The sequence below is a fragment of the Arsenicicoccus cauae genome (assembly GCF_009707125.1).
Taxonomy (GTDB): domain Bacteria; phylum Actinomycetota; class Actinomycetes; order Actinomycetales; family Dermatophilaceae; genus Arsenicicoccus; species Arsenicicoccus cauae.
This window is the reverse complement of the sequence record NZ_WLVL01000040.1, coordinates 291,602-314,925: the sequence shown is the minus strand read 5'-3', so window position 1 is coordinate 314,925 and position 23,324 is coordinate 291,602. Positions and strand designations below refer to the sequence as shown.

Here is a 23,324-nt window from a genome sequence, read left to right as displayed (position 1 = left end):
GCTCGCCCAGGAGGCATGACATGGCCGGCCACGGCTCCCCCTCGCTCACCGTCGACGGCGCCGGGCTGCGCGTCGCGATCGTCGCGTCGTCCTGGCACGACACGGTCATGGACGGTCTGCTCGACGGCGCCCGCCGAGCCCTGGAGGAGGCCGGCGTCACCGACGTGGATCTCGTCCGGGTCCCGGGCTCCTTCGAGCTGCCGGTGGCCTGCGCGCGCCTGGCACCCTCGTATGACGCCCTGGTCGCCCTCGGCGTCGTGGTCCGCGGGGGCACGCCACACTTCGACTACGTGTGCAGCGCGGCGACCGATGGCCTCACGCGGGTCGCCGTGACGAGCGGCATCCCCATCGGGTTCGGGCTGCTGACCTGCGACGACGACGCCCAGGCGATCGACCGCGCGGGGCTGCCCGGGTCGCGCGAGGACAAGGGCCACGAGGCGGCGACCGCGGCCGTCGCGACCGCCTCCACGCTGCGCGAGCTCTCTCCGCGGGGTCGCCGCCCGCTCACCTAGCCGCCCCTGGCCCCGGCCCGTGACGGGGTCCCGGCGGGTGAGGCAGCAGGTCAGGCCCGCGGGGTCCCGCATCACGTGCCACGACTCGTGCCCGTCACGGCGCACCAGGAGTCGGCCGCCATGGTCATCCGGCTCGCCGGCACGTCGACGAACGCGGTCACCCAGACGATCTCGGCCAGGACGCCGCCGTCCTCAGCCGCGCCAGCCGGGGTCGCGCCCGAGCAGCGCCACGAGCTGGTCGGTGCGGTCGCGCGAGCTCGTGGACACCGGCGCGTCGAAGGTCCCCTCGACGCCCCCGCCCGAGGTCGTGCGGTTGGCGTAGGCGAGGCACTCGTCCACGGCCGCGGGCACCAGCGTGACGTCGACCCCGGCGCCGCGGGCGAGGTCCCAGGCGTGCACCGTGAGGTCGACGAGCATCTGGGAGGCATACTCCTGCACGGGGATCGAGCCCGAGCTCACCGACACCTCCTGGTCGTCGTCCTCGACCGCGCCGAAGGCCAGCACCGAGCGCGTCTGCGCCGTCCGCCAGGCCTCCGCAGGGTCGTCGCCGAGCAGGTCGCCGTCGTAGGCGTCGCCGACCTGCTCCACCGTCTCGCCCCCGAGCAGCCGTGGCGCCCACAGGTGCTCGCTGGTCAGGTGGCCCAGGACGTCGCGGACGGTCCAGTCCTCGCAGGGGCTCTGGCGGTCCCACGCGTCGGCGGGAATCCGCTCCACGAGGTCGGTCACCGCGGCCGCGGCGGCGGGGATCAGCTCACGGGCATGGGACATCGTCTCTCCGGTCATGCCCTCCACCATGCCACCGCCGGACGGGGCCCTGCCGCTCGGCTCCACGACGGTGACGCGCACCCCGCGCGCCCGCCTCAGCTCCGCGCGCAGGATCGCGTGCGTCGGGTCCGGTATGCCGAACGCCCCCTGCCTCGGCAGTCCCCGCCAGGTGGCGAGGCGCGGGTCGTGCAGCACCTGCTCGGCCAGCCCGCGGTCTCCGCCGAGGACGACCGCGCGGGCCCAGCCGGGTCCGAGGGGCTCCGCGAGGCGCACGATCTCGTCCGCCACGTGGCGCACCAGCGCGTCCGCCTGGTTGCCGCGCCGCCGCTGGTAGCGCTGCTGCGACCACCCGCCCGCCGCCGTGCGGGACTGCACGTAGCGGCTCCCCGCCGTGTGCGCCAGCAGGCCCTCGCCGTCGGCGAGCCCCACGGCATACCGGCCCCGGCGCACGAGGACCAGGGCGAGCCGCGGTGGCGGACCCGGCCACCCGACCAGGGTGCGCAGGGACGAGACGCGCTCGCTGCCCGCCGGGTCGAGGGCGTCCAGGCGGGCCACCGCCCCGTCGCCGGCCCGCACGATGACCGTCGCGCCGTCGTGGCTCCACCGCGCCGGGCCGTGGCGGTCGAGGAAGCCCCCGACCCAGGCCGTCAGTCGGTCGGGGTCGACGTCGAGGACACGCCCGGGGGCGCAGCCGGGGGCCACGAGCCCGGCTCAGGCCCTGGTGACGGAGGGCTCGACCGACCAGGGGAAGTCGATCCAGGCGTCGGTGAGGACCTCGCGGTCGGCGGGGGGCGTCGTCATAGGGCCCATTGAAGCGCACGAGGCCCCCTCGCCCCACGCTCGGCGTGGGGCGAGGGGGCCTCGCGGGTGGTCTCAGACGTTGAAGCCGAGCGCGCGCAGCTGCTCGCGACCGTCCGGGGTGATCTTGTCGGGGCCCCACGGCGGCATCCACACCCAGTTGATGCGGTGGTCGGCGACCAGGCCCTCGAGGGCCTGGGCCGTCTGGTCCTCGATGACGTCGGTCAGCGGGCATGCCGCGGAGGTCAGCGTCATGTCGATGATCGCGCCCGCCTGCTGGTCGACGGTGATGCCGTAGACGAGGCCGAGGTCGACGACGTTGATGCCGAGCTCGGGGTCGACGACGTCGCGCATGGCCTCCTCGACGTCCGCGACGTTGGGGGGCATGGTGCTGGTCTGGTCGCTCATGTTCAGGACTCCTTGCTGGTCTGGCTGGTGCTGGAGATGTCGACGCCGGCCTGGGCGAGGGCGTCGACCATGGCGGTCCATCCGAGGAGGGCGCACTTGACGCGGGCGGGGTACTGCGCGACGCCGGCGAAGGCCACCCCGTCGCCGAGGACCTCCTCGTCGCCCGGGTCGGCGCCCTTGCTGGTCAGCATGTGCCGCATGGCGCCGTAGGTCTCGAACACCTCCGACAGCGGGCGACCGATGCACTCCTCGGCGAGCACCGAGGTGCTGGCCATCGAGATCGAGCACCCGAGCGCATCGTAGGACACGTCCTGGAGGGTGATCTGGGCCGGCGCGCCGTCGGCGTGGTCGACGTGGACGCGCAGCGTCACCTCGTCGCCGCACGTCGGGTTGACGTGGTGCACCTCGGCCTCGTAGGGCTCGCGCAGCCCGGGGTGCCGGGGTCGCTTGGAGTGGTCGAGGATGAGCTCCTGATAGAGGTCCATCAGCTCGCCTCCTGCTCCTGCGCGACGTCCAGCCCGAAGATCGCGGGGACCTTGTCGAGGGCCGCGAGCAGGGCGTCGACCTCCTCCGCGGTGTTGTACGGCGCGAAGCTCGCCCGCGTGGTCGCCGCCACGCGCATCCGCCGGTGCAGCGGCCACGCGCAGTGGTGCCCGACGCGCACCTCGACGCCCTGGTCGTCCAGGACCTGCCCGACGTCGTGGGCGTGCGCCCCCTCGACGACGAAGGCCACCGACGAGCCGCGGTCCTCCATGGTGGTCGGGCCGACGACCCGCACCCACGGACGCCGCGCCAGACCGGCGAGGAGCCGCTCGGCCAGCATCGACTCGTGGGCGTGGACGCGGTCCAGGCCGAGCTGGTGGAGGTAGTCGCACGCCGCGGCCAGACCGACCGCCTGCGCGACGTTCATCGAGCCGGCCTCGAACCGCAGCGGCGGAGCGGCGTACGTGGTCTGCTCCATGCGCACCACGGCGATCATCGAGCCTCCGGTGATGAACGGCGGCATCGCGGCGAGCAGCTCCCTGCGCCCCCACAGAACCCCGACCCCGGTGGGGCCGAGCATCTTGTGTCCGCTGAAGGCCGCGAAGTCGACCCCGAGCTCCTGGACGTCGACCCCGAGATGCGGGACGCTCTGGCACGCGTCCAGGACGGTGAGGGCGCCGACCTCCCGGGCGCGGGCGACGAGGATCTGCACCGGGTTGATGGTGCCGAGCACGTTGGACACGTGGGTGAACGCCAGGACCTTGGTGCGCTCGTTGACGACCTCGTCGAGGTCGCCGAGGTCCAGCCGCCCGTCGTCGGTCACGCCGAGCCAGCGCAGGGTGGCTCCGGTGCGGCGGGCGAGCTCCTGCCAGGGCACCAGGTTGGCGTGGTGCTCCATCTCGGTGATGCAGATCTCGTCACCGGGACCTATCGAGAACCGCTGCGCCACAGCGGGATCCACGCCGTCCATGGCGCCGTCGAAGCCGGCGTTGCTGAAGGCGTAGGCCACCAGGTTGAGCGACTCGGTGGCGTTCTTGGTGAAGACGATCTCGTCCGGCGTCGGCGCCCCGACGAATCGCGCGACGGTGGCGCGGGCGCCCTCGTAGGCGTCGGTCGCCTCCTCCGAGAGCAGGTGCGCGCCGCGGTGGGCGCCGGCGTTGACCGTCTCGTAGTAGCGCCGCTCCGCCTCGACCACCGGCGACGGCTTGTGCGAGGTGGCTCCGCTGTCGAGGTAGACGAGCGGGTTGCCGCCGCGCACGGTGCGCGCGAGGATCGGGAAGTCGGCCCGGATGCGGGCCGACTCCTGCGGGGTGAAGGGCGTGCTCATCAGACCTGCGCGGCCCCGGCGGGCGCGACCGCCGGCGCCGGGGCGTTGACGAAACGGTCGTAGCCCTCGTCCTCGAGCCGGTCGGCGAGCTCGGGGCCACCCTCCTCGACGACCTTGCCGTCGACGAAGACGTGGACGAAGTCGGGCTGGATGTAGCGCAGGATGCGCGTGTAGTGCGTGATGAGCAGGACGCCCATGTCACCGCCGGAGCGCACCCGGTTGACGCCCTCCGAGACGATCTTGAGCGCGTCGACGTCGAGGCCGGAGTCGGTCTCGTCGAGGACCGCGAAGGACGGCTTGAGCAGCTCCATCTGGAGGATCTCGTGGCGCTTCTTCTCTCCGCCGGAGAAGCCCTCGTTGACGTTGCGCTCGGCGAACGCCGGGTCCATCTTGAGGTCGGCCATGGCGTTCTTGACGTCCTTGATCCAGGTGCGCAGCTTGGGGGCCTCGCCGGCGACCGCGGTCTTGGCGGTGCGCAGGAAGTTGGAGACCGTGACGCCGGGCACCTCGACGGGGTACTGCATCGCGAGGAAGAGGCCGGCGCGGGCCCGCTCGTCGACGCTCATCGCGAGGACGTCCTCGCCGTCCAGGGTGACCGAGCCGCTCGTGACGGTGTACTTGGGGTGGCCGGCGATCGCGTAGGCGAGGGTGGACTTGCCGGACCCGTTGGGTCCCATGATCGCGTGCGTCTCCCCCGAGCGGACCGTGAGGTCGACGCCCTTGAGGATCTCCTTGGAGCCCTGCTCGGTGTCGACCGAGACGTGCAGGTCGGTGATCTGCAGAGTGGCCATGGGTTCAGTTCTCCTTGCTGGCGGGCTGGGCGCTGACGCGCTGCTCGACGGATCCGTGGACGTCCACGAGGACGTCGTCGCCGTCGAGCGTGACGGGGTAGACCGCGACCGGCACGGTCGCGGGCAGGGTGTTGGGCTCGCCGGTGCGCAGGTCGAACGAGCTGCCGTGCAGCCAGCACTCGAGCTGGCAGCCGTCGAGCTCGCCCTCCGAGAGCGACACGTTGGCGTGCGTGCAGGTGTCGTTGACCGCGTGGAACTCACGGTCGCCCGTGCGGGCGAGCGCGATGGTCACGCCGTCCACCACGGCGGCCGCCACGCGGCCCACCTGGATGTCCTCGACCTGGCAGACGACCTCGTAGCTCACGCGCCGACCCCCTCGGCCGCGCGCGGGGCGCTCTCGAAGGCCGTGTCCACGGAGTCCGCGAGCTCGCGGTCGATGACCTCCATCAGGCGGGCCTGGGTGTCGGTCACGCCGATCCGGTTGATGATGTCGGCGAAGAAGCCGTGCACCACCAGGCGGCGCGCCTCGCGCTCGGGGATGCCGCGCGCCTGGAGGTAGAACAGCTGCTCGTCGTCGAACCGGCCCGTCGCGGCCGCGTGACCGGCGCCGACGATGTTGCCGGTCTCGATCTCGAGGTTGGGGACCGAGTCCGCGCGGGCGCCTTCGGACAGCACGAGGTTGCGGTTGAGCTCGTAGGTGTCGGTGCCCTCGGCCGCCGCGCGGATGAGGACGTCGCCGACCCACACGGAGTGGGCGGTGTCGCCGCGCAGGGCACCGCGGTACTCGACGTTCGAGGTGCAGTGCGGCGCCTCGTGGTCGACGAACAGCCGGTGCTCCTGGTGCTGCGCCTCGTCGGTGAAGTAGACGCCGAGGCACTCGGCGCTGCCGCCGGGGCCGGCATACCGCACGTTGGTGGACACCCGCACGATCTCGCCGCCGAGAGTGACCGCGATGTGCTTGAGGGTCGCGTCCCGACCGACGAGCACGTCGTGCTGAGCCAGGTGGATCGCGTCGTCGTCCCACTCCTGCACCGTGACGACCGTGAGGTGCGCGCCGTCGCCGACGCGGATCTCGACGTTGGCGGTGCACCGCGCCGAGCCCTGGTGCGACAGCAACACGGTGGCGCTGGAGTGCGCTCCGGCGTCGATGACCAGGTGACCGTTGATGCGCGCCTGGTCGGACCCGCGGACGGTGAGGCGGGCGGCCTCGCCGAACTCACGACCCTGGGGGATCTGCACCACGTGGCCGTCCGCGAAGGAGGTCCAGGCGGCGGCCGAGGCGCGGTCGGCAGGCGTGAGGACCGTGCCGAGCCGGGGGTCGCCGGCCGGGACCTCGGACACCTTGATGCCCGCCGGCACCTGGATGTCGGTCTTGATCCCGGCGACGTCGGACGGCGCCTGCTCGAACAGCTCCTGCAGGCGGTCGACGGGGGTGAAGCGCCACTCCTCCTCGCGGCCGTGGGGGACCGGGAAGTCCGCCAGGTCGAAGGACGTGCGTCGCTCACCGCGGGACTGGTCCGGGACATAGGCCTCGGGCACGCCGGCCACGGTCGGGGCGGTGGGGGGTGACTTCAGCTCGACCGGCATCAGCCGACGGCTCCTTCCATCTGCAGCTCGATCAGGCGGTTCAGCTCGAGGGCGTACTCCATGGGCAGCTCGCGCGCGATGGGCTCGACGAACCCGCGCACGATCATGGCCATGGCCTCCTCCTCGGACATCCCGCGGGACATGAGGTAGAACAGCTGGTCGTCGCTCACCTTGGACACCGTCGCCTCGTGGCCCATCTGCACGTCGTCCTCGCGGACGTCGACGTACGGGTAGGTGTCCGAGCGGGAGATGTCGTCGACGAGGAGGGCGTCGCAGCGCACGTTGCTCCGGGAGCCGTGCGCACCCTCCGCGACCTGGACCAGACCGCGGTATGACGTCCGCCCGCCGCCACGCGCCACCGACTTGGAGACGATGGAGCTGGAGGTGTGCGGCGCGGCGTGGACCATCTTGGCCCCGGCGTCCTGGTGCTGGCCCTCGCCCGCGAAGGCGATCGACAGCGTCTCGCCCCGGGCGTGCTCGCCGAGCAGGAAGACGGCGGGGTACTTCATCGTCACCTTGGAGCCGATGTTGCCGTCGACCCACTCCATGGTGGCGCCGGCCTCGCAGGTGGCGCGCTTGGTGACGAGGTTGTAGACGTTGTTGGACCAGTTCTGGATGGTCGTGTAGCGCACGCGGGCGTTCTTCTTCACGACGATCTCCACGACGGCGCTGTGCAGCGAGTCCGACTTGTAGATCGGCGCCGTGCAGCCCTCGACGTAGTGCACGTAGGAGCCCTCGTCCGCGATGATCAGCGTCCGCTCGAACTGGCCCATGTTCTCGGTGTTGATGCGGAAGTAGGCCTGCAGCGGGATGTCCACGTGGACGCCCGGCGGGACGTAGATGAACGACCCGCCCGACCAGACCGCGGTGTTGAGCGCCGCGAACTTGTTGTCGCCGGCGGGGATCACGCTGGCGAAGTACTCCTTGAAGATGTCTTCGTGCTCACGCAGACCCGTGTCGGTGTCGACGAAGATGACGCCCTTCTCCTCCAGGTCCTCGCGGATCTGGTGGTAGACGACCTCGGACTCGTACTGCGCCGCCACGCCCGCGATGAGGCGCTGCTTCTCGGCCTCGGGGATGCCGAGCCTGTCGTAGGTGGCCTTGATGTCCTCGGGCAGCTCGTCCCAGGTGGTCGCCTGCTTCTCCGTGGACTTCACGAAGTACTTGATGTTCTGGAAGTCGATGCCCGTGAGGTCGCTGCCCCAGCTCGGCATGGGCTTCTTGTCGAACAGTCGCAGCGACTTCATCCGCAGGTCGGTCATCCACTGCGGCTCGTTCTTGCGCGACGAGATGTCCTGCACCACGCCGGGGTTGAGGCCGCGCTTGGCGGTCGCGCCCGCGACGTCGCTGTCGGCCCAGCCGTACTCGTACCGGCCGAGACCCTGCAGGCCGGGGTTCAGCTCCTCGATGTTGGTGGTCATCGCTCGGACCTTTCGTCGGGGTGGGTGGGGTGGTCGTCGGTGAGTGCGTCGTTGGTGAGTGCGTCGCTGGTGAGTGCGCTGAGGGGCACGAAGGTCGTGCACACGTGCTCGCCGTGCGCCAGCGTCGCCAGGCGCTGGACGTGGACGCCGAGCAGCCGCGAGAAGGCCTGCTGCTCCGCCTCGCAGAACTGCGGGAACGCGGACGCGACCTGCTGGACGGGACAGTGGCCCTGGCACAGCTGGACGCCCAGCGTCGTCGAGCCGTCCGCCAGCGTGAGGGGGCGGCTCGACGCGGCATACCCGTCCCTGGTGAGCGCCTCGGCAAGGACCCGGGAGCGCGCCTCGGGCGTGTCGCCGGCCGCCTCGACCCGGGCACGGTAGCGGTCCTCGAAGGACGCGACGTGCTGGTGGGCGAAGGCCTCGACGGCATGCTCCCCCACCTGCTCGGACAGGTAGCGCAGGGCGGAGGTGGCGACGTCGTCGTACGAGCTGTCGAGGGCCTGGTGCCCGGCCGTGGTCAGGACGAAGGCGCGCGCCGGACGCCCCCGGCCCCGCATGGCCGGGGCGCTGGCGTGCTCCTCGATCAGCCCCGCGTCGGTGAGGGCGTCCAGATGGCGACGCACGGCGGTGGTCGTGACGCCCAGCCGCTCGGCGATGGCGGCGGCGGTGATCGGACCGTGCTCGGAGACGAACTGCTGGACGCGGCCGCGCGTGCCGGAATCCCGCACCGCCTCGACGGTCCGGGAGCGCTGCGGGGTCTGGTCACCCGTCACGTCAGCCTCATGTCCGATAAACACAACACCGATGTTACCTAATTCCCTGGGAGCATCTACCAAGGCTTGCCTATCCGGCGGTCGCCGGCCGGGGGGCCTCGGGGCCGTCCGGGGATCGCGCGTACACTCGCCGTCCGTGACGGTAGCGGTGACCACCGAGCGGCTGCGCAGGAGCTTCGGCTCGGTGCGCGCCGTCGACGACATGACCTGGAGCGCCGAGCTCGGTCGCGTGACGGCGGTCCTGGGGCCGAACGGCGCCGGCAAGACCACCACCATGGAGATCCTCGAGGGCCTCCAGCGGCCGGACGACGGCGTGGCTCGCGTGCTCGGCACCGACCCGTGGGACGCCTCGGCCGAGCACCGGGCCCGCGTCGGCGTCATGCTCCAGGACGGCGGGCTGCCCAACGGTGCCAGGCCGGTCGCTCTGCTGCGACACCTGTCCCGCCTGTATGCCGACCCGGCGCCCGTCGACGACCTCGTCTCGCGCCTGGGGATCGACCGGTTCGCCGGCACGACGGTCCGCCGCCTGTCGGGCGGGCAGAGGCAGCGCGTGGCCCTCGCCGCGGCGCTCGTCGGCAGTCCCGAGGTGGTCTTTCTCGACGAGCCGACGGCGGGCCTCGACCCGCACGCGCGGCTCGACGTGTGGGACCTCGTCCGCGAGACGCGCGACCGCGGGGTCGGGGTCGTCGTCACGACCCACTCCTTCGAGGAGGCAGAGCGGCTCGCCGACCACCTCGTCGTGATCAGCGACGGGCACGTCGTCGGCGAGGGCGCCCCCGCCGACCTGTGCGCGGGCCGGTCCTTGGAGGACGTCTACTTCGAGCTGACGAGGAAGGCCCGATGAGCCGCCCCGCACCCACCGCCGCGCGCGTCCGCGCCCAGGCGACCTTCGACACGCTCACCTTCCTGCGCAACGGCGAGCAGACGCTCGTGTCGATCGTCCTGCCGGCCCTCGCGCTCGTCGGCGGGGTCCTCGCGCCCTGGCCCGACCTCGGGCCCGGTCGGCGCGTCGACGTGGTCGTCCCCGGCGTGCTGGCCCTGGCGGTGCTGTCGAGCGCGTTCACCGGCCAGGCGATCCAGACCGGCTTCGACCGCCGCTACGGCGTGCTGCGGCTGCTCGGCGCCTCGCCGCTCGGCAAGGGCGGCCTGGTCCTCGCCCGCGTCATCGCGGTGATGGTGGTGCAGGTGATCCAGTTCGCCGTGCTGTCCGTGGTCGGGCTGCTCCTCGGCTGGCGTCCCGACGTCGTGGGGGTGCTGCCCTTCGTCGTGTTCTGGCTCCTCGGGACGGCGACCTTCGTCGGGTTCGCGCTGCTGTTCGCCGGCACCCTGCGCGCCGAGGCCACCCTGGCGCTGGCCAACCTCGTCTGGGTCCTCATGCTCGGGCTGGGCGGCATCCTCATCCCCGGCTCGACGCTGCCGGAGCCGTGGTCCCGCCTGGTGTCCTACCTGCCGTCCGCCGCCCTGGGGGACGGCTTCCGCTCCGCGTTCGAGCACCACGGTCTGCCGCTGCAGCCCCTGCTGGTCCTGCTGGTCTGGGCCGCGGTCCTCTGCGCCGCGGCGGCCCGCTTCTTCCGCTGGTCCGACTGACCTCACCCCGAGCCGCCCCGTCATACGGTGGTGCCGTCTTGACCTTTCGCCCTGGCGCCCTGGTGCCGCGCTGCTGGCCGGGGTGGGTGCCCGCGCTTGTGCACGCGCGCACTAGGCTGTCCTGGTGAGCACCTCGACCACCCCCGGCGCACCGACCCACTCCCCCGCGGACGTCGTGACGCCCCCGCGCGGGGCCCGGGACTGGATGTGGATCGCCCTCGTGGCCAACCTCGTCGGCAACGTCGCGATCATCCTCACCGGTGGCCTCGTCCGCCTGACGGGGTCGGGTCTTGGGTGCCCCACCTGGCCTGAGTGCACGGCGGGGTCGCTCGTCCCCACCGGCGAGCAGACCGAGGGTTTCCACAAGTTCATCGAGTTCGGCAACCGCCTGATGTCTCCGGTGCTCGTCGTGATCGCCGCGTGGGTGCTCGTGCTCGCCGCGAGGCGGTTCTGGCGATCCCGTCGCCGGTTCGTCTACGCGTGTGCGGTGCCGCTGCTGTTCGTGCTGGTGCAGGCGGTCGTGGGCGGGATCATCGTCCTCGCCCGGCTGGACCCGCGCACCGTGTCCCCGCACTTCCTGATCTCGCTGTTCCTGGTGGCCAACGCGACCTACCTGCTCTACCGCTACCGCGAGGGGGACGACGCCCCCCAGCGCGCCGTGCCGACGGTGGTCCAGCGTCTGGCGTGGGCCGCCGCGGCCGTGGGTGGCGTCGTCTGCGTGCTGGGCACCGCCGTCACCGGCTCCGGCCCCCACAGCGGTGACAAGGACGAGAACGTCCGCTTCGGCTTCGACCCTCACGCCACGAGCTGGCTGCACGCCGACTCCGTGATGCTCTTCCTCGGCCTGGCCGTCGCGCTGGTCGTGGCATCCCGCCTGATCGAGGTGCCCGCCCCCTTCCGCCGCGCCTGGGACTGGACGCTGGCGCTCTCGCTGCTGCAGGGCCTGGTGGGTTATGTGCAGTACTTCACCGGTCGGCCCATCGCGGTGGTGGCCGTCCACCTGCTGCTCTCGGCGCTCTTCACCGTCCTGCTGACGCAGGGCGTGCTCACCGCGCGCCGCCGCTGACGGGCGCTCGCGCACCGGACCTGCTCGCCGAGCCCGAGCAGCGCGGCATCCTGACGGCGGGCGGTCGGCATACGGCCTGCAGACTCGCCGGGGGCGGGATCATCGACCTGGCGGACGAGGCCCGGCTGATGCTCCTACCGGGGGCGGGATCATCGACCTGGGGAACGATGCCCGGCTGATGCCCCTACCGGGGGCGGGATCATCGACCTGGGGGACGAGGCCCGGCTGATGCACTTACCCCCGGTAGGTCAGAGGGGGAGGTGCAAGAGGGGGTCGATCGCCACGGCCATGAACAGCAGCGTCACGTAGGTGATCGAGTAGTGAAACAGACGCATGGGCTTGAGCGAGGCCGTCGTGGCGTTGGCGGGGTCCTGGGCGCGACCCAGCAGCCTGTAGGCCTCGAGGAGGAAGAGCCCGCCCGAGAGGATGGCGGTGACCAGGTAGATCCAGCCCATGCCGGCCACCGGCACCAGCACCAGTGAGATGAGCGCGGTCGCCCAGGCGTACGCGACGATCTGGCGAGCGACCGAGGTGTCCTGCTTGAGCACGGGGAGCATGGGGATGCCCGCCGCGGCGTACTGGTCCTTGAACCGCATCGACAGCGGCCAGTAGTGCGGCGGCGTCCAGAAGAAGATCCACAGGAAGAGCACGACCGGCGTCCACGAGATCGACTCCGTGACGGCCGCCCACCCGATGAGGACCGGCATGCACCCGGCGACGCCGCCCCAGACGATGTTCTGCGAGGTCCGGCGCTTGAGCACGAGGGTGTAGAAGACGACGTAGAGCAGGATCGCGCTGACCGACAGGACGGCCGAGAGCCAGTTGACGAAGAACCCGAGCCACAACGTCGACACGACGGTGAGGACGATCCCGAAGCGCATCGCCGCCGACGGCGAGATCTCGCCCGTCACGAGCGGGCGGTTCTGCGTGCGCGCCATGAGGCGGTCGATGTCCCGGTCGAGGTAGCAGTTGAGCGTGTTGGCCGCGCCGGCGGACAGCGAGCCGCCGACCAGGGTGCTGACCACCAGCCAGAAGTCCGGCAGACCGCGCTGCGCGAGGAACATGACGGGGAAGGTCGTGACGAGGAGCAGCTCGATGATCCGCGGCTTCGTCAGCGCCATGTAGTTCTTGACGGTGTAGCTGAAGCGCGACGACGGGGCACCGGTCCGATCAGGCGCGGTGCGCGGCTGCGAGGCTGTCACGGTGTCCTTCGGTCGTCGGGCGGGGTCCGGACCGGGCCGGTGGGTGGTCGAGCGGGCTCGCCATCGGCGGGGTTTGCGGACAGGCCTCCCGATCCTATCCCGTCCCGCGTGGGCCGGCGACGCCGTGCGACGCGGCACGCCGGTGCTCCCGGTATGACCTCCCCCACGCCTCGCCCGGGATGGTGCCCGCGCCGGATCAAGGTGACGAGGGGTGGGTAGAAGTCGATAGGCTCGATGTGACTCCGACCACGAAGGAAGTGTGACCACGTGAGCATCACCCCCAAGGCCCACGGCCGACAGGTGTCCGACCCCGTCGCCGAGCAGGTCGGCTGGAGCGACGTGGACGTCCGCGCCGTCGACACCGTCCGCACCCTGGCGGCGGACGCCGTGCAGAAGACCGGCAACGGGCACCCCGGGACCGCGATCAGCCTCGCCCCCGCGGCGTACCTGCTCTACCAGAAGGTCATGCGTCATGACCCCTCGGACCCGCACTGGTTGGGTCGCGACCGCTTCGTCCTGTCGGCGGGGCACTCGAGCCTGACGCAGTACATCCAGCTCTACTACTCCGGGCTCCTCGAGCTCGAGGACATCGAGGCGCTGCGCACATGGGGGTCCAAGACCCCCGGCCACCCCGAGGTCCACCACACCGAGGGCGTCGACCTCACCACCGGCCCGCTGGGGTCGGGGGTCGCGACCGCGGTCGGTATGGCGATGGCGCAACGACGCCAGCGCGGGCTCTTCGACCCCGCGGCCGCCCCGGGCGAGAGCGTCTTCGACCACGACGTCTACTGCATCGCCGGCGACGGCTGCATGATGGAGGGCGTCGCCAGCGAGGCCAGCTCCCTCGCGGCCACCCAGCGGCTCGGCAACCTCACGCTGATCTACGACCAGAACCAGATCTCCATCGAGGACGACACCGACGTGTCCTTCTCCGAGGACGTAGCGGCGCGCTACGAGGCCTACGGCTGGGACGTGCGCGTGGTCGAGTGGCGCACCAAGCACGGCGTGCGCGACGAGGACTACGTCGAGGACGTCGACGCGCTCTATGCCGCGATCGAGCAGGGCCGCACCGTCCTCGACAAGCCGACCTTCATCGTGCTGCGCACCGTGATCGCCTGGCCCGCCCCCACCAAGCAGGGCACCGGCAAGTCTCACGGCTCCGCGCTCGGCGACGACGAGATCAAGGGGATGAAGTCCTTGCTCGGGTTCGACCCCGACAAGACCTTTGACGTCTCCGACGAGGTCCTCGCCCACGTGCGCTCGGTGCGCGACCGTGGCGCCGAGCTGCGCAAGGGCTGGGACGAGCGCTACGAGGCGTGGCGCTCGGCCAACCCCGAGGGCGCCGCGCTCCTCGACCGCGTCCGGGCCCACGAGGTCCCCGACGGCTACGCCGAGGCCTTCCCGACCTTCGAGCCGGACGACAAGGGGCTGGCGACGCGCGCCGCGTCCGGCAAGGTGCTCACCGCCCTCGCCGACGTCCTCCCCGAGCTGTGGGGCGGCTCCGCCGACCTCGCCGAGTCCAACAACACGACGATGGGCGGGCAGCCCTCCTTCGTGCCGGAGGACCGCCAGACCTCCGAGTGGCAGGGCGGCCCCTACGGGCGCACCCTGCACTTCGGGGTCCGCGAGAACGCCATGGGCATGATCGTCAACGGCATCGCCCTCGAGGGGCTCACCCGGCCCTACGGCGGCACCTTCCTCGTGTTCTCGGACTACATGCGCCCGGCGGTGCGTCTGGCGGCGATCCAGGAGGCCGACTCGATCTTTGTGTGGACGCACGACTCCATCGGTCTCGGCGAGGACGGACCCACCCACCAGCCGATCGAGCACCTCGCCTCGCTGCGCGCGATCCCGGGCCTGGACGTCGTCCGTCCCGCCGACGCCAACGAGACCGCCCACGCGTGGCAGACGATCCTGACCCGCCACGGCAACCCGACGGGTATCGCCCTGTCGCGCCAGGCGCTGCCGATCCTCGACCCCGCCTCGACCTCGGTCGAGCAGGTGGCCAGGGGGGCCTACGTCCTGGTCGAGGCCAGCAAGCAGACACCCGACGTCATCGTGATGGCGACGGGCTCCGAGGTCTCGGTCGCCATGGCCGGCGCCGAGCTGCTCGAGGCCCAGGGCGTCGCCACGCGCGTCGTGTCGATGCCTTGCCAGGAGTGGTTCGCCCAGCAGGACGAGGCCTACCGCGAGCAGGTGCTGCCCAAGGCCGTCCGGGCCCGCGTCAGCATCGAGGCCGGCTCCACGATGGGCTGGCGCGACTACGTCGGCGACGCCGGCCGGATCATCGGGATCGACCACTTCGGCGCGTCGGCGGACGCCAAGACGCTGTTCAGCGAGTTCGGCTTCACGCCGGAGGCCGTCGTCGAGGCCGCCAAGGCGTCGGTCGCCGAGTCCGGCGACCCCACCCCCGGCGACACCGCACCCGGTTACGCCTCCAAGGACCCGGGCTTCGAGTCCTCCGCCCCGGCCGAGCGCCAGGAAGGCAAGTGATCGCATGACGAGCAAGAACCTCGAGGCCCTCGCGGCCGCAGGCGTCTCCATCTGGCTGGACGACCTGTCACGCGAGCGCATCTCCACCGGCAACCTCCAGGAGGTCGTCGACACCAAGGGCGTCGTGGGAGTCACCACGAACCCCTCGATCTTTGCGTCGGCCCTGGCCAAGGGTGAGAAGTACACCCCGCAGGTCACGGAGCTCAAGGCCGAGGGCGCCGATGTCGAGCGCGCGGTCTTTGCCCTCACCACCACGGACGTGCGGGACGCGTGCGACATCATGCGCCCGGTCTACGACCGGACCGACGGCGTCGATGGACGGGTCTCCATCGAGGTCGACCCCCGGCTGGCGCACGACACCGAGCGCACCGTGCAGGTGGCCAAGGAGCTGTCTGCCGCGGTCGACCGCCCCAACGTCATGATCAAGATCCCCGCCACGGTCGAGGGCCTGCCGGCCATCAGCCGGGTCCTGGCCGAGGGGATCTCGGTCAACGTGACGCTCATCTTCAGCCTCGACCGCTACCGCGCCGTGATGAACGCCTTCATGACCGGTGTCGAGCAGGCGCGCGAGGCGGGCAAGGACCTGTCGCAGATCCACTCGGTGGCGTCCTTCTTCGTGTCCCGCGTGGACACCGAGGTGGACAAGCGCCTCGACGAGGTCGGCACGGACGAGGCCACCGCCCTCAAGGGCAAGGCCGGCCTGGCCAACGCCCGCCTGGCCTACCAGGCCTGGCAGGAGCAGTTCGGCACGCCGCGCTGGGCCAACCTCGCGGACGACGGGGCGCACGTCCAGCGCCCGCTCTGGGCCTCCACCGGGGTCAAGGACCCGGCCTACCAGGACACGATGTATGTCGACGAGCTCGTCGCCCCGCAGACCGTCAACACCATGCCGGAGAAGACGCTCGACGCGGCGGCGGACCACGGCGAGATCACCGGCGACACCATCACCGGCACCTACGACGAGTCCGACGCGGTGATGGACGCCCTGGAGCGGCAAGGCATCTCGTACGTCGAGGTGGTCGAGCAGCTCGAGCGCGAGGGCGTCGAGAAGTTCGAGAAGTCCTGGACCGAGCTCCTCGAGACGGTCCAGGCAGAGCTCGACAAGCACTGACCGTGACGCGGCCCGCCGCCTCCACCCACGAGGCGGCGGGTCGGCCACGACATACGGCCGCACGCACCCAGCCGACGGGAGAGACCAGTTGAGCCCCACCCCAGTGACCGCCGACCACAACCCGCTCAGGGACGTCCGGGACAAGCGCCTGCCCAACATCGCCGGCCCCTGCGCCCTGGTGCTGTTCGGCGTGACCGGCGACCTGTCCCGCAAGAAGGTCATGCCGGCGATCTACGACCTCGCCAACCGCGGGCTGCTGCCCCCGGGCTTCTCGCTCATCGGCTTCGCGCGGCGGGACTGGGCCGACCAGGACTTCGGCCAGATCGTGCACGACGCCGTCAAGGAGCACGCGCGCACCCCCTTCCGCGAGTCCACGTGGAAGTCGCTCGCCGAGGGGATCCGGTTCGTGCCCGGCACCTTCGACGACGACGAGGCCTTCGACCTGCTCGCCGAGACGGTGCACCAGCTCGAGCGCGACCGCGGCACCGGCGGCAACACCGCGTTCTACCTGTCGATCCCGCCGGGCTTCTTCGGCCAGGTCTGCCAGCAGCTCGAGCGCAGCGGGCTCGCGACGGCCGAGCCCGGTCAGTGGCGCCGCGTCGTCATCGAGAAGCCCTTCGGGCACGACCTGGAGTCGGCGCGCGAGCTCAACGACATCGTCGAGGGCGTGTTCGCCCCCGACTCGGTCTTTCGCATCGACCACTATCTCGGCAAGGAGACCGTCCAGAACCTCCTGGCCCTGCGCTTCGCCAACGAGCTGTTCGAGCCGGTCTGGAACTCCCACCACATCGACCACGTGCAGATCACGATGGCCGAGGACATCGGCGTGGCCGGTCGGGCGAGCTACTACGACGGGATCGGCGCGGCCCGCGACGTCATCCAGAACCACCTGCTGCAGCTGCTCGCGCTGACGGCGATGGAGGAGCCCACCGCGTTCACGGCCCAGCACCTGCGGGCCGAGAAGGAGAAGGTCCTTGCGTCGGTGCGGCTGCCCGACGACCTCGCCGCCTCGACGGCCCGCGGGCAGTACGCCGAGGGCTGGCAGGGCAGCGAGAAGGTCGTGGGCTTCCTGGACGAGGAGGGCATGAAGCCCGGCTCGACGACCGAGACCTACGCGGCCATGAAGGTCGAGGTGGACACGCGCCGCTGGGCCGGCGTTCCCTTCTACCTGCGCACCGGCAAGCGGCTCGGCAAGCGGGTCACCGAGATCGCCGTGGTCTTCAAGAAGGCCCCCCACCTGCCGTTCGACGACACCGAGACCGAGGAGCTGGGGCAGAACGCCATCGTCATCCGCGTCCAGCCGGACGAGGGCATCACCCTCCGCTTCGGGTCCAAGGTGCCGGGCGCGCAGATGGAGGTCCGCGACGTCACGATGGACTTCACCTACGGCAACTCCTTCACGGAGAAGTCGCCCGAGGCCTACGAGCGGCTGATCCTGGACGTGCTGCTGGGGGCGCCGTCGATGTTCCCCCGCAACGAGGAGGTCGAGCTGTCGTGGCGCATCCTCGACCCGGTCGAGGAGTACTGGGCCGCGAACGGCCGCCCCGATCCGTACCCCAGCGGGACCTGGGGCCCCGCCAGCGCCGACGAGATGATGGCCCGTGACGGCCGCGAGTGGAGGATGCCGTGATCATCGACCTGCCCAAGACTTCGACCTCGGCCCTGACCAAGAAGCTTGTCCAGATCCGCAACGACAGCGGCGCCATGGCCCTCGGCCGGGTGCTCACGCTGATCATCGTGGTCGACGAGGATCGCGCCGAGGAGGCCATCGAGGCCGCCGTGGAGTCCTCGCACATGCACCCCTGTCGCGTGGTCGCGCTCGTCCACGGCAACCGCCGGGGGTCGAGCCGCGTCGACGGACAGATCCGGGTCGGGGGCGACGCGGGCGCCTCCGAGGTGGTCGTGATGCGGCTGTACGGCGAGGTCAACGACCACGGCGCCGCGCTGGTGCTGCCGCTGCTGCTGCCGGACTCCCCCGTGGTCGGCTGGTGGCCGGGCGACGCGCCCGTCGACCTCGCGAGCGACCCCGTCGGCGCGATGTGCCAGCGGCGCATCAACGACTCCGCCGTCGCCAAGAACCCCCACGCCGAGCTGAAGAGGCGGGCCAAGAACTACGCGCCGGGCGACACGGACCTCGCGTGGTCCCGGATCACCTTGTGGCGCGCCCTGCTGGCGGCGGCCCTCGACCAGCAGCCCTACGAGCCGGTGACCAGCGCGGTCGTGGTCGGTGGCATCGACTCCTCGGCCACCGACCTGCTCGCGGGCTGGCTGGCCGGGGCGCTCGACGTGCCGGTCACCCGCGGCCGTAGCCCCCAGGGGTCGGGCCTGATCAGCGTCCGCCTCGATCGGCCCTCCGGGCCGCTGGACCTGGTCCGTCCCGAGGGGACCACGATCGCCACGCTCTCCCACCCCGAGCAGCCCGTCCGCCGGGTGGGGCTCACGCGTCGGTCCGACGCCGAGTGCCTGACCGACGAGCTGCGACGGCTCGACCCCGACGAGGTCTACGAGCTCGCCCTGGTCGAGGGGCTGCGACGCGTCACCGACCGGTCCTCGCTGGCCAGCGCCCTGGTCCGGGCCGGCAAGGCACCCTCGCCCGACGAGTCCCGGCTGATGGCGCGTCGTGCGGGCGAGCGGTCCCGCCAGACGTCCCGCGACATGGTGACCGTCGACACCGATCGCGACGAGGTGGTGGCCACGGACAAGGCACCGGATGGCGAGGTCGGGCGTCGCGCCGAGAGGCAGAAGCGTGTCGGCAGCCGGGTCTCCGACGGGCCGACCGTTGGTCAGGGCGACCCGGGTGCGGACAGGGCTGCGACCGCGCAGCAGTGGGCCGAGAAGTCCTCCACCAAGAAGTCCTCCACCAAGAAGTCCTCCACCAAGAAGCGGACCGGCACGACGAGGTCCGCCGCCGAGAAGGCATCCTCATGAGCGCGCAGGTGATCGTCCACCGCGACAAGACGACCCTCGCGGCCGCCGTCGCCGCCCGCCTCGTCACCACCATCACGGACGTCCAGGCGGAGCACGGCGAGGCGCACGTCGTCCTCACGGGCGGGTCGATGGGCAACGCTCTCGTGGAGGCGCTCGTCGACTCCCCCGCCGCGCCCGCGGTCGCCTGGGAGCTCGTGCACCTGTGGTGGGGGGACGAGCGGTATGTCGAGCGCGAGTCCGCGGACCGCAACGCCACGCAGGCGCGCGAGGCGGGCCTGGGGCGCATGGCCGCCCTCGGGCTCGACCCTGCCAACGTCCACGAGCTGCCCGCCACCGACGACGCCGAGGGCGACGACATCGCCGCCGCGGCGGAGCGCTATGCCGCCGAGCTGGCGCGGGTGGCCGCCGGGTCCGCGCGGCGGGGACCGCACGGCGTGGACGTGCCGGCCTTTGACGTCGTCATGCTGGGCGTCGGCCCGGACGCGCACGTCGCCAGCCTGTTTCCGGGCAAGGCGACGCTGGACGTGACCGACCGCACGGTCGTGCCCGAGACGGACTCCCCCAAGCCGCCGCCGGCGCGCCTGTCGCTGACCATGCCCGCGCTGTGCACCGCCGACGAGGTGTGGCTGCTGGTCGCGGGTGAGGACAAGGCCGAGGCCGTGGCCGCGGCCACCGGCGGCGCGGACGTGCACGAGGCCCCGGCAGCCGGTGTCCGCGGGCGGCGCCGCACGCTGTGGCTGGTCGACGAGGCGGCGGCCGGCGACCTGCCCTGACGTGACCGCGACGGGGCAGGTCGGGGGAACCGGTCGGGCGGTCCCTACTGGATCAGCCCGCGCTGCCGCAGGCCCGCGAGCGCCTCGTCCAGCAGGGCCTGGCCGTCGGCGTCGCTGCGTCGCTCCTTGACGTAGGCGAGGTGGGTCTTGTAAGGCTCCGTGCGCGGTGGTGCGGGCGGGTCGTCGGGATCGAGCCCCGCGGGGAGCCCGCACCGCTGGCAGTCCCACTCGGCGGGGACGTCGGCCCCGGCCTCCTGCGAGAACGCCGGGCGGGTCTCGTGTCCGCGGGCGCAGTAGTAGCTGATGGCCAGGCGCGGTGCGGACTCCCCGCGCTCCGCCTCTCCCATGGGGCCCGCTCCGATGCGGCTGCCCCTGATGGCGTTACCACCCGACATGGTTTCTCCTCGAGCTACCGGTCCCGACTGGTTGCAGGACCGGGGCGGGCCCAGGTGCCCGCAAGTGGGTGGGAGGGCGGCTCCCCCCTCGGGCCGCCTGCTCCGGTGAGCGGCTGCGTCAGCCGCTGAAACGCTGGATCAGCCCCAGCGCGACGACGCACGAGAACCACACGACGGCGACGGCGATCGTGAAGCGGTCGAGGTTGCGCTCGGCCACGCTGGACCCGCCGAGGGTGTTGGACACCCCACCCCCGAACATGTCGGACATGCCGCCGCCCTTGCCCTTGTGAAGCAGGATCAGCAGGGTCAGGAAGAGGCCGCCCAGGACGAGCAGCACCTCGAGGACGATCTTGACTACGGTCATGCGGCAACCATCTGTCGGGGCGGCCCGGTGGGGGGCCGTCGGGTGGGACGGGTCGTGAGCGGCGGCCGGTGGGGCCTGGCGCGAGCCCCCATGCTACCGGCCCAGCTCGTGGACCAGCTCGACGACGCGGGTGATGACGGTGGGATCCGTGCTGGGCAGCACACCGTGGCCGAGGTTGAAGATGTGACCCGGAGCCTGGCGTCCCTCGTCGACGATGCGGCGCACCTCGGCCTCGAGGGCCTCCCAGGGGGCGAAGAGCAGGGCCGGGTCGAGGTTGCCCTGAACGGCGTAGCCCGGCCCGAGCCGCTCCACGGCGTCGAGGAGGTTGACGCGGTAGTCCACGCCCACGACGTCCGCCCCGGCTGCGCCCATGGCCGGGAGGAGCTCGCCGGTCCCCACGCCGAAGTGGATGCGTGGCACGTCCGTGGCCTCGGCCACCATGTGCAGCGCCGCGGCCGAGTGCTCCTGCACCTGGGCCTCGTAGGTGCGGCGCGGCAGCGCCCCCACCCAGGAGTCGAACAGCTGGATCGCGGAGGCTCCCGCCTCGGCCTGGACCCGCAGGAAGGTGCCGGAGATCTGCGCGAGGCGGGCGCACAGGTCGTGCCACAGCCGGGGGTCGGCGTGCATCAGCGCCTTGGTGCGCTCGTGGTTCTTGGACGGCCCGCCCTCGACGAGGTATGACGCCAGCGTGAACGGTGCACCGGCGAAGCCGATGAGCGGGGTCTCGCCGAGCGCCGCGACGGTCTGGCGGACCGCCTGGGTGACGTAGGGCACCATCTCGGGGTCGAGCTCCGGGACGCGGTCCAGGTCGGCCCGGCCGCGGAAAGGCTCGGCCATGACCGGACCGACGCCGGCGACGAGGTCCACGTCGACCCCGACCGCCGCCAGCGGCACGACGATGTCGCTGAAGAAGATCGCCGCATCGACGTGGTGGCGGCGCACGGGCTGCAGGGTGATCTCGGTGGTGAGGTCGGGGTTGCGGCAGGCCTCGAACATCGTCGTGCCCTCGCGGACCGCGCGGTACTCGGGCAGGGAGCGGCCGGCCTGGCGCATGAACCACACCGGCGGGCGGGGCACGGGGCGGCGGCGGGCGGCGCGCACGAGGAGGCTCTCCCGGGCGACCGGGGGGACCGGGCTGGCTGCAGGGGTGTCCACGCGGACGATCCTCGCACGGCGGACCGGTCGGTCGGCGCGCCGCCGCGTCCCCGGGCGGCCCCCCGCATAGCCTCGGGAGGTGCCCGACCGACCCCTGACGGACGAGAGCGCGCGCCGGTTCGACGCGGTGCTCGCCCGGCTGCGCGACGCCCGCCGCCGCCCCGAGGTGCTGGTCGAGGAGGTGCCTGCGCCGGGGCGGCTCGCGCCGTACTCGGTCGCGCTGGCCGCCGACGTCGTTCCCGATCGGCGCACGGACGAGGACGTGGCCTCGGGGCGGTTCGTGGTCCTGCACGACCCCTCCGCCCCCGACCAGTGGGAGGGGCAGTGGCGGGTCGTCACCTTCGCCAAGGCCCGGCTGGAGACGGAGCTGGCCGGTGATCCTGCCCTGGGTGCGGTCGGGTGGGCCTGGCTCGAGGACGCCCTCGCGGATGCCGGGGCCCGGGCGAGCGCCCTTGCCGGCACCGTCACCCACGTGGTGAGCGAGCGGTTCGGCGAGCTGGCGGGCGAGGCCACGACCGTGGAGATGGAGGTCCGGGCGTCCTGGAGCCCGCTCGACGAGGACCTCGCCCCGCACCTCGAGGCCTGGACCCAGCTGCTGTGCACCCTCGGCGGCCTGCCCCCGCTGCCCGAGGGCGTCGCTCTGCTGACCTCCCGTCGGTGACCACGGGCAGTCACGAAAGTTCGGCCAATCTCACCCGTTCGGCACTAGTCCCGTTCTAGAATCTTCAACATCACCAGCGTCGTGCACGCAGACAGGGAGGGGCACCGTGAGCGTGATCACCAAGAACGCCCGGATGGCGCGCCCGCAGCCCATCAGCGCCATGGTCATCTCGGCGGGGCCGCACACGGGCGCCATGGTGCGCCGCGCCCTGGGGCGCATCACGGAGGGGCACATCATCGAGGCCCAGACGATCGAGCGCGCCCGGGTCGTGGCCCGCGAGGTCCCCGCCGGCGAGTTCTGCATCGCCGACCTGACCCTCCCCGACGGCTCCGGCATCCCCCTGCTGCACGAGATGCGGGCCCGTGGCTGGCGCCGCACGATCGTGCTCTCGGACTCCGAGGACCCGATCTACGTCCGCGGCGCCCTCAAGACCGGCGTCCGCGCCTACATCCGGACGGGCGGGCAGCCCCCGGCCGGGCCGGGCACCCGGGGAGCCGGCAACGAGCAGTTCTCGGCCCGCGAGGTCGAGGTCCTGCAGCTCGTGTCCCAGGGCAAGACCAACAAGGAGGTCGGCGCCTCCCTCGGTCTGTCGGCCCTCACGGTCAAGAGCCACCTCGCCCGCATCGCCCGCAAGCTCGGCACCGGTGACCGGGCCGCGATGACCTACACCGCGCTGCGCCGGGGCCTGATCACCTGACGACCGCCGGGACGTCGCCGTGGGACG

General features: G+C 72.0%; 24 protein-coding genes. 11 read left to right on the top strand and 13 right to left on the bottom strand.

The genetic code is table 11. The features are described 5' to 3' along the window. The first annotated feature begins 20 nt into the window (after positions 1 to 20). The gene (gene ribH, locus GGG17_RS13535; protein ID WP_154594189.1) at positions 21 to 512 is read left to right on the top strand and encodes a 6,7-dimethyl-8-ribityllumazine synthase; all 492 of its coding nucleotides are present in this window, start codon (positions 21 to 23) and stop codon (positions 510 to 512) included. Positions 513 to 704: 192 nt separating this feature from the next. On the opposite strand, the gene GGG17_RS17270 is transcribed toward ribH, so the two are convergent. From GGG17_RS17270 to GGG17_RS13485, 9 genes are all read right to left on the bottom strand, one after another. Further along, positions 705 to 1,979, bottom strand: coding sequence for an acVLRF1 family peptidyl-tRNA hydrolase (locus tag GGG17_RS17270; RefSeq protein ID WP_311966692.1), 1,275 nt, complete (start codon positions 1,977 to 1,979; stop codon positions 705 to 707). 171 nt (positions 1,980 to 2,150) lie between these two features. After that, on the bottom strand, positions 2,151 to 2,483 hold the full coding sequence (locus GGG17_RS13520) for a metal-sulfur cluster assembly factor (protein WP_154594188.1): 333 nt from the start codon (positions 2,481 to 2,483) through the stop codon (positions 2,151 to 2,153). 2 nt (positions 2,484 to 2,485) lie between these two features. Next, the gene (sufU, locus tag GGG17_RS13515; RefSeq protein WP_154594187.1) at positions 2,486 to 2,968 is read right to left on the bottom strand and encodes a Fe-S cluster assembly sulfur transfer protein SufU; all 483 of its coding nucleotides are present in this window, start codon (positions 2,966 to 2,968) and stop codon (positions 2,486 to 2,488) included. Beyond that, positions 2,968 to 4,293: a cysteine desulfurase gene (locus GGG17_RS13510; RefSeq protein WP_154594186.1), complete on the bottom strand. Its 1,326-nt coding sequence runs from the start codon at positions 4,291 to 4,293 to the stop codon at positions 2,968 to 2,970. Before GGG17_RS13510 ends, sufU begins: the two co-directional genes overlap by 1 nt. Beyond that, positions 4,293 to 5,084: a Fe-S cluster assembly ATPase SufC gene (gene sufC, locus GGG17_RS13505; protein ID WP_154594185.1), complete on the bottom strand. Its 792-nt coding sequence runs from the start codon at positions 5,082 to 5,084 to the stop codon at positions 4,293 to 4,295. Before sufC ends, GGG17_RS13510 begins: the two co-directional genes overlap by 1 nt. A 4-nt stretch (positions 5,085 to 5,088) precedes the next feature. Then, positions 5,089 to 5,448 carry a non-heme iron oxygenase ferredoxin subunit gene (locus GGG17_RS13500; protein ID WP_288797441.1) on the bottom strand — a complete coding sequence of 120 codons (360 nt, stop codon included), beginning with the start codon at positions 5,446 to 5,448 and terminating at the stop codon, positions 5,089 to 5,091. Then, positions 5,445 to 6,671 (bottom strand): Fe-S cluster assembly protein SufD, encoded by a 1,227-nt coding sequence (gene sufD / locus GGG17_RS13495; protein ID WP_154594184.1) that lies wholly within the window; start codon positions 6,669 to 6,671, stop codon positions 5,445 to 5,447. The genes GGG17_RS13500 and sufD overlap by 4 nt, the downstream gene beginning before the upstream one ends. Next, positions 6,671 to 8,092: a Fe-S cluster assembly protein SufB gene (sufB, locus tag GGG17_RS13490; protein ID WP_154594183.1), complete on the bottom strand. Its 1,422-nt coding sequence runs from the start codon at positions 8,090 to 8,092 to the stop codon at positions 6,671 to 6,673. Before sufB ends, sufD begins: the two co-directional genes overlap by 1 nt. Beyond that, positions 8,089 to 8,865 (bottom strand): helix-turn-helix transcriptional regulator, encoded by a 777-nt coding sequence (locus GGG17_RS13485; protein ID WP_288797443.1) that lies wholly within the window; start codon positions 8,863 to 8,865, stop codon positions 8,089 to 8,091. The genes sufB and GGG17_RS13485 overlap by 4 nt, the downstream gene beginning before the upstream one ends. A gap of 136 nt (positions 8,866 to 9,001) precedes the next feature. Here GGG17_RS13485 and GGG17_RS13480 point away from each other — a divergent pair, with 136 nt between their 5' ends. The 3 genes from GGG17_RS13480 to GGG17_RS13470 all read left to right on the top strand — a co-directional run bounded on the left by GGG17_RS13480 (position 9,002) and on the right by GGG17_RS13470 (position 11,518). Continuing rightward, on the top strand, positions 9,002 to 9,709 hold the full coding sequence (locus tag GGG17_RS13480) for an ABC transporter ATP-binding protein (protein ID WP_195849242.1): 708 nt from the start codon (positions 9,002 to 9,004) through the stop codon (positions 9,707 to 9,709). After that, positions 9,706 to 10,452 carry an ABC transporter permease gene (locus GGG17_RS13475; protein ID WP_154594180.1) on the top strand — a complete coding sequence of 249 codons (747 nt, stop codon included), beginning with the start codon at positions 9,706 to 9,708 and terminating at the stop codon, positions 10,450 to 10,452. Before GGG17_RS13480 ends, GGG17_RS13475 begins: the two co-directional genes overlap by 4 nt. Before the next feature lie 124 nt (positions 10,453 to 10,576). Next, entirely contained in the window at positions 10,577 to 11,518 is a 942-nt protein-coding gene (locus GGG17_RS13470) for a COX15/CtaA family protein (protein ID WP_311966691.1), read from the top strand. 248 nt (positions 11,519 to 11,766) lie between these two features. Here the strand turns inward: GGG17_RS13470 and GGG17_RS13465 are convergent, their stop codons facing one another. After that, on the bottom strand, positions 11,767 to 12,720 hold the full coding sequence (locus tag GGG17_RS13465; protein ID WP_288797447.1) for a heme o synthase: 954 nt from the start codon (positions 12,718 to 12,720) through the stop codon (positions 11,767 to 11,769). Between the two features lie 267 nt (positions 12,721 to 12,987). Here GGG17_RS13465 and tkt point away from each other — a divergent pair, with 267 nt between their 5' ends. The 5 genes from tkt to pgl all read left to right on the top strand — a co-directional run bounded on the left by tkt (position 12,988) and on the right by pgl (position 20,025). Then, positions 12,988 to 15,213 (top strand): transketolase, encoded by a 2,226-nt coding sequence (tkt, locus tag GGG17_RS13460; RefSeq protein ID WP_311966690.1) that lies wholly within the window; start codon positions 12,988 to 12,990, stop codon positions 15,211 to 15,213. A gap of 4 nt (positions 15,214 to 15,217) precedes the next feature. Then, the gene (tal, locus tag GGG17_RS13455; RefSeq protein ID WP_154594178.1) at positions 15,218 to 16,324 is read left to right on the top strand and encodes a transaldolase; all 1,107 of its coding nucleotides are present in this window, start codon (positions 15,218 to 15,220) and stop codon (positions 16,322 to 16,324) included. An 88-nt stretch (positions 16,325 to 16,412) separates the two neighbouring features. Continuing rightward, positions 16,413 to 17,954, top strand: a complete 1,542-nt coding sequence (zwf, locus tag GGG17_RS13450) for a glucose-6-phosphate dehydrogenase (RefSeq protein WP_154594177.1) — start codon at positions 16,413 to 16,415, stop codon at positions 17,952 to 17,954. Continuing rightward, positions 17,951 to 19,252 carry a glucose-6-phosphate dehydrogenase assembly protein OpcA gene (locus GGG17_RS13445; RefSeq protein WP_311966689.1) on the top strand — a complete coding sequence of 434 codons (1,302 nt, stop codon included), beginning with the start codon at positions 17,951 to 17,953 and terminating at the stop codon, positions 19,250 to 19,252. The genes zwf and GGG17_RS13445 overlap by 4 nt, the downstream gene beginning before the upstream one ends. Next, positions 19,249 to 20,025, top strand: coding sequence for a 6-phosphogluconolactonase (gene pgl, locus GGG17_RS13440; RefSeq protein WP_154594176.1), 777 nt, complete (start codon positions 19,249 to 19,251; stop codon positions 20,023 to 20,025). Before GGG17_RS13445 ends, pgl begins: the two co-directional genes overlap by 4 nt. A 44-nt stretch (positions 20,026 to 20,069) precedes the next feature. On the opposite strand, the gene GGG17_RS13435 is transcribed toward pgl, so the two are convergent. The 3 genes from GGG17_RS13435 to hemE form a co-directional block, all read right to left on the bottom strand. Further along, complete coding sequence (locus tag GGG17_RS13435; protein WP_154594175.1) at positions 20,070 to 20,420, bottom strand: RNA polymerase-binding protein RbpA; 351 nt, start codon at positions 20,418 to 20,420, stop codon at positions 20,070 to 20,072. Between the two features lie 118 nt (positions 20,421 to 20,538). Continuing rightward, positions 20,539 to 20,784, bottom strand: a complete 246-nt coding sequence (secG, locus tag GGG17_RS13430; protein WP_154594174.1) for a preprotein translocase subunit SecG — start codon at positions 20,782 to 20,784, stop codon at positions 20,539 to 20,541. Positions 20,785 to 20,877: 93 nt separating this feature from the next. Beyond that, entirely contained in the window at positions 20,878 to 21,939 is a 1,062-nt protein-coding gene (gene hemE, locus GGG17_RS13425; RefSeq protein WP_311966688.1) for a uroporphyrinogen decarboxylase, read from the bottom strand. A 79-nt stretch (positions 21,940 to 22,018) separates the two neighbouring features. Here hemE and GGG17_RS13420 point away from each other — a divergent pair, with 79 nt between their 5' ends. After that, entirely contained in the window at positions 22,019 to 22,600 is a 582-nt protein-coding gene (locus tag GGG17_RS13420) for a DUF3000 domain-containing protein (protein WP_311966687.1), read from the top strand. Positions 22,601 to 22,706: 106 nt separating this feature from the next. Continuing rightward, complete coding sequence (locus GGG17_RS17265; RefSeq protein ID WP_288797453.1) at positions 22,707 to 23,297, top strand: response regulator transcription factor; 591 nt, start codon at positions 22,707 to 22,709, stop codon at positions 23,295 to 23,297. Positions 23,298 to 23,324 lie beyond the last annotated feature (27 nt).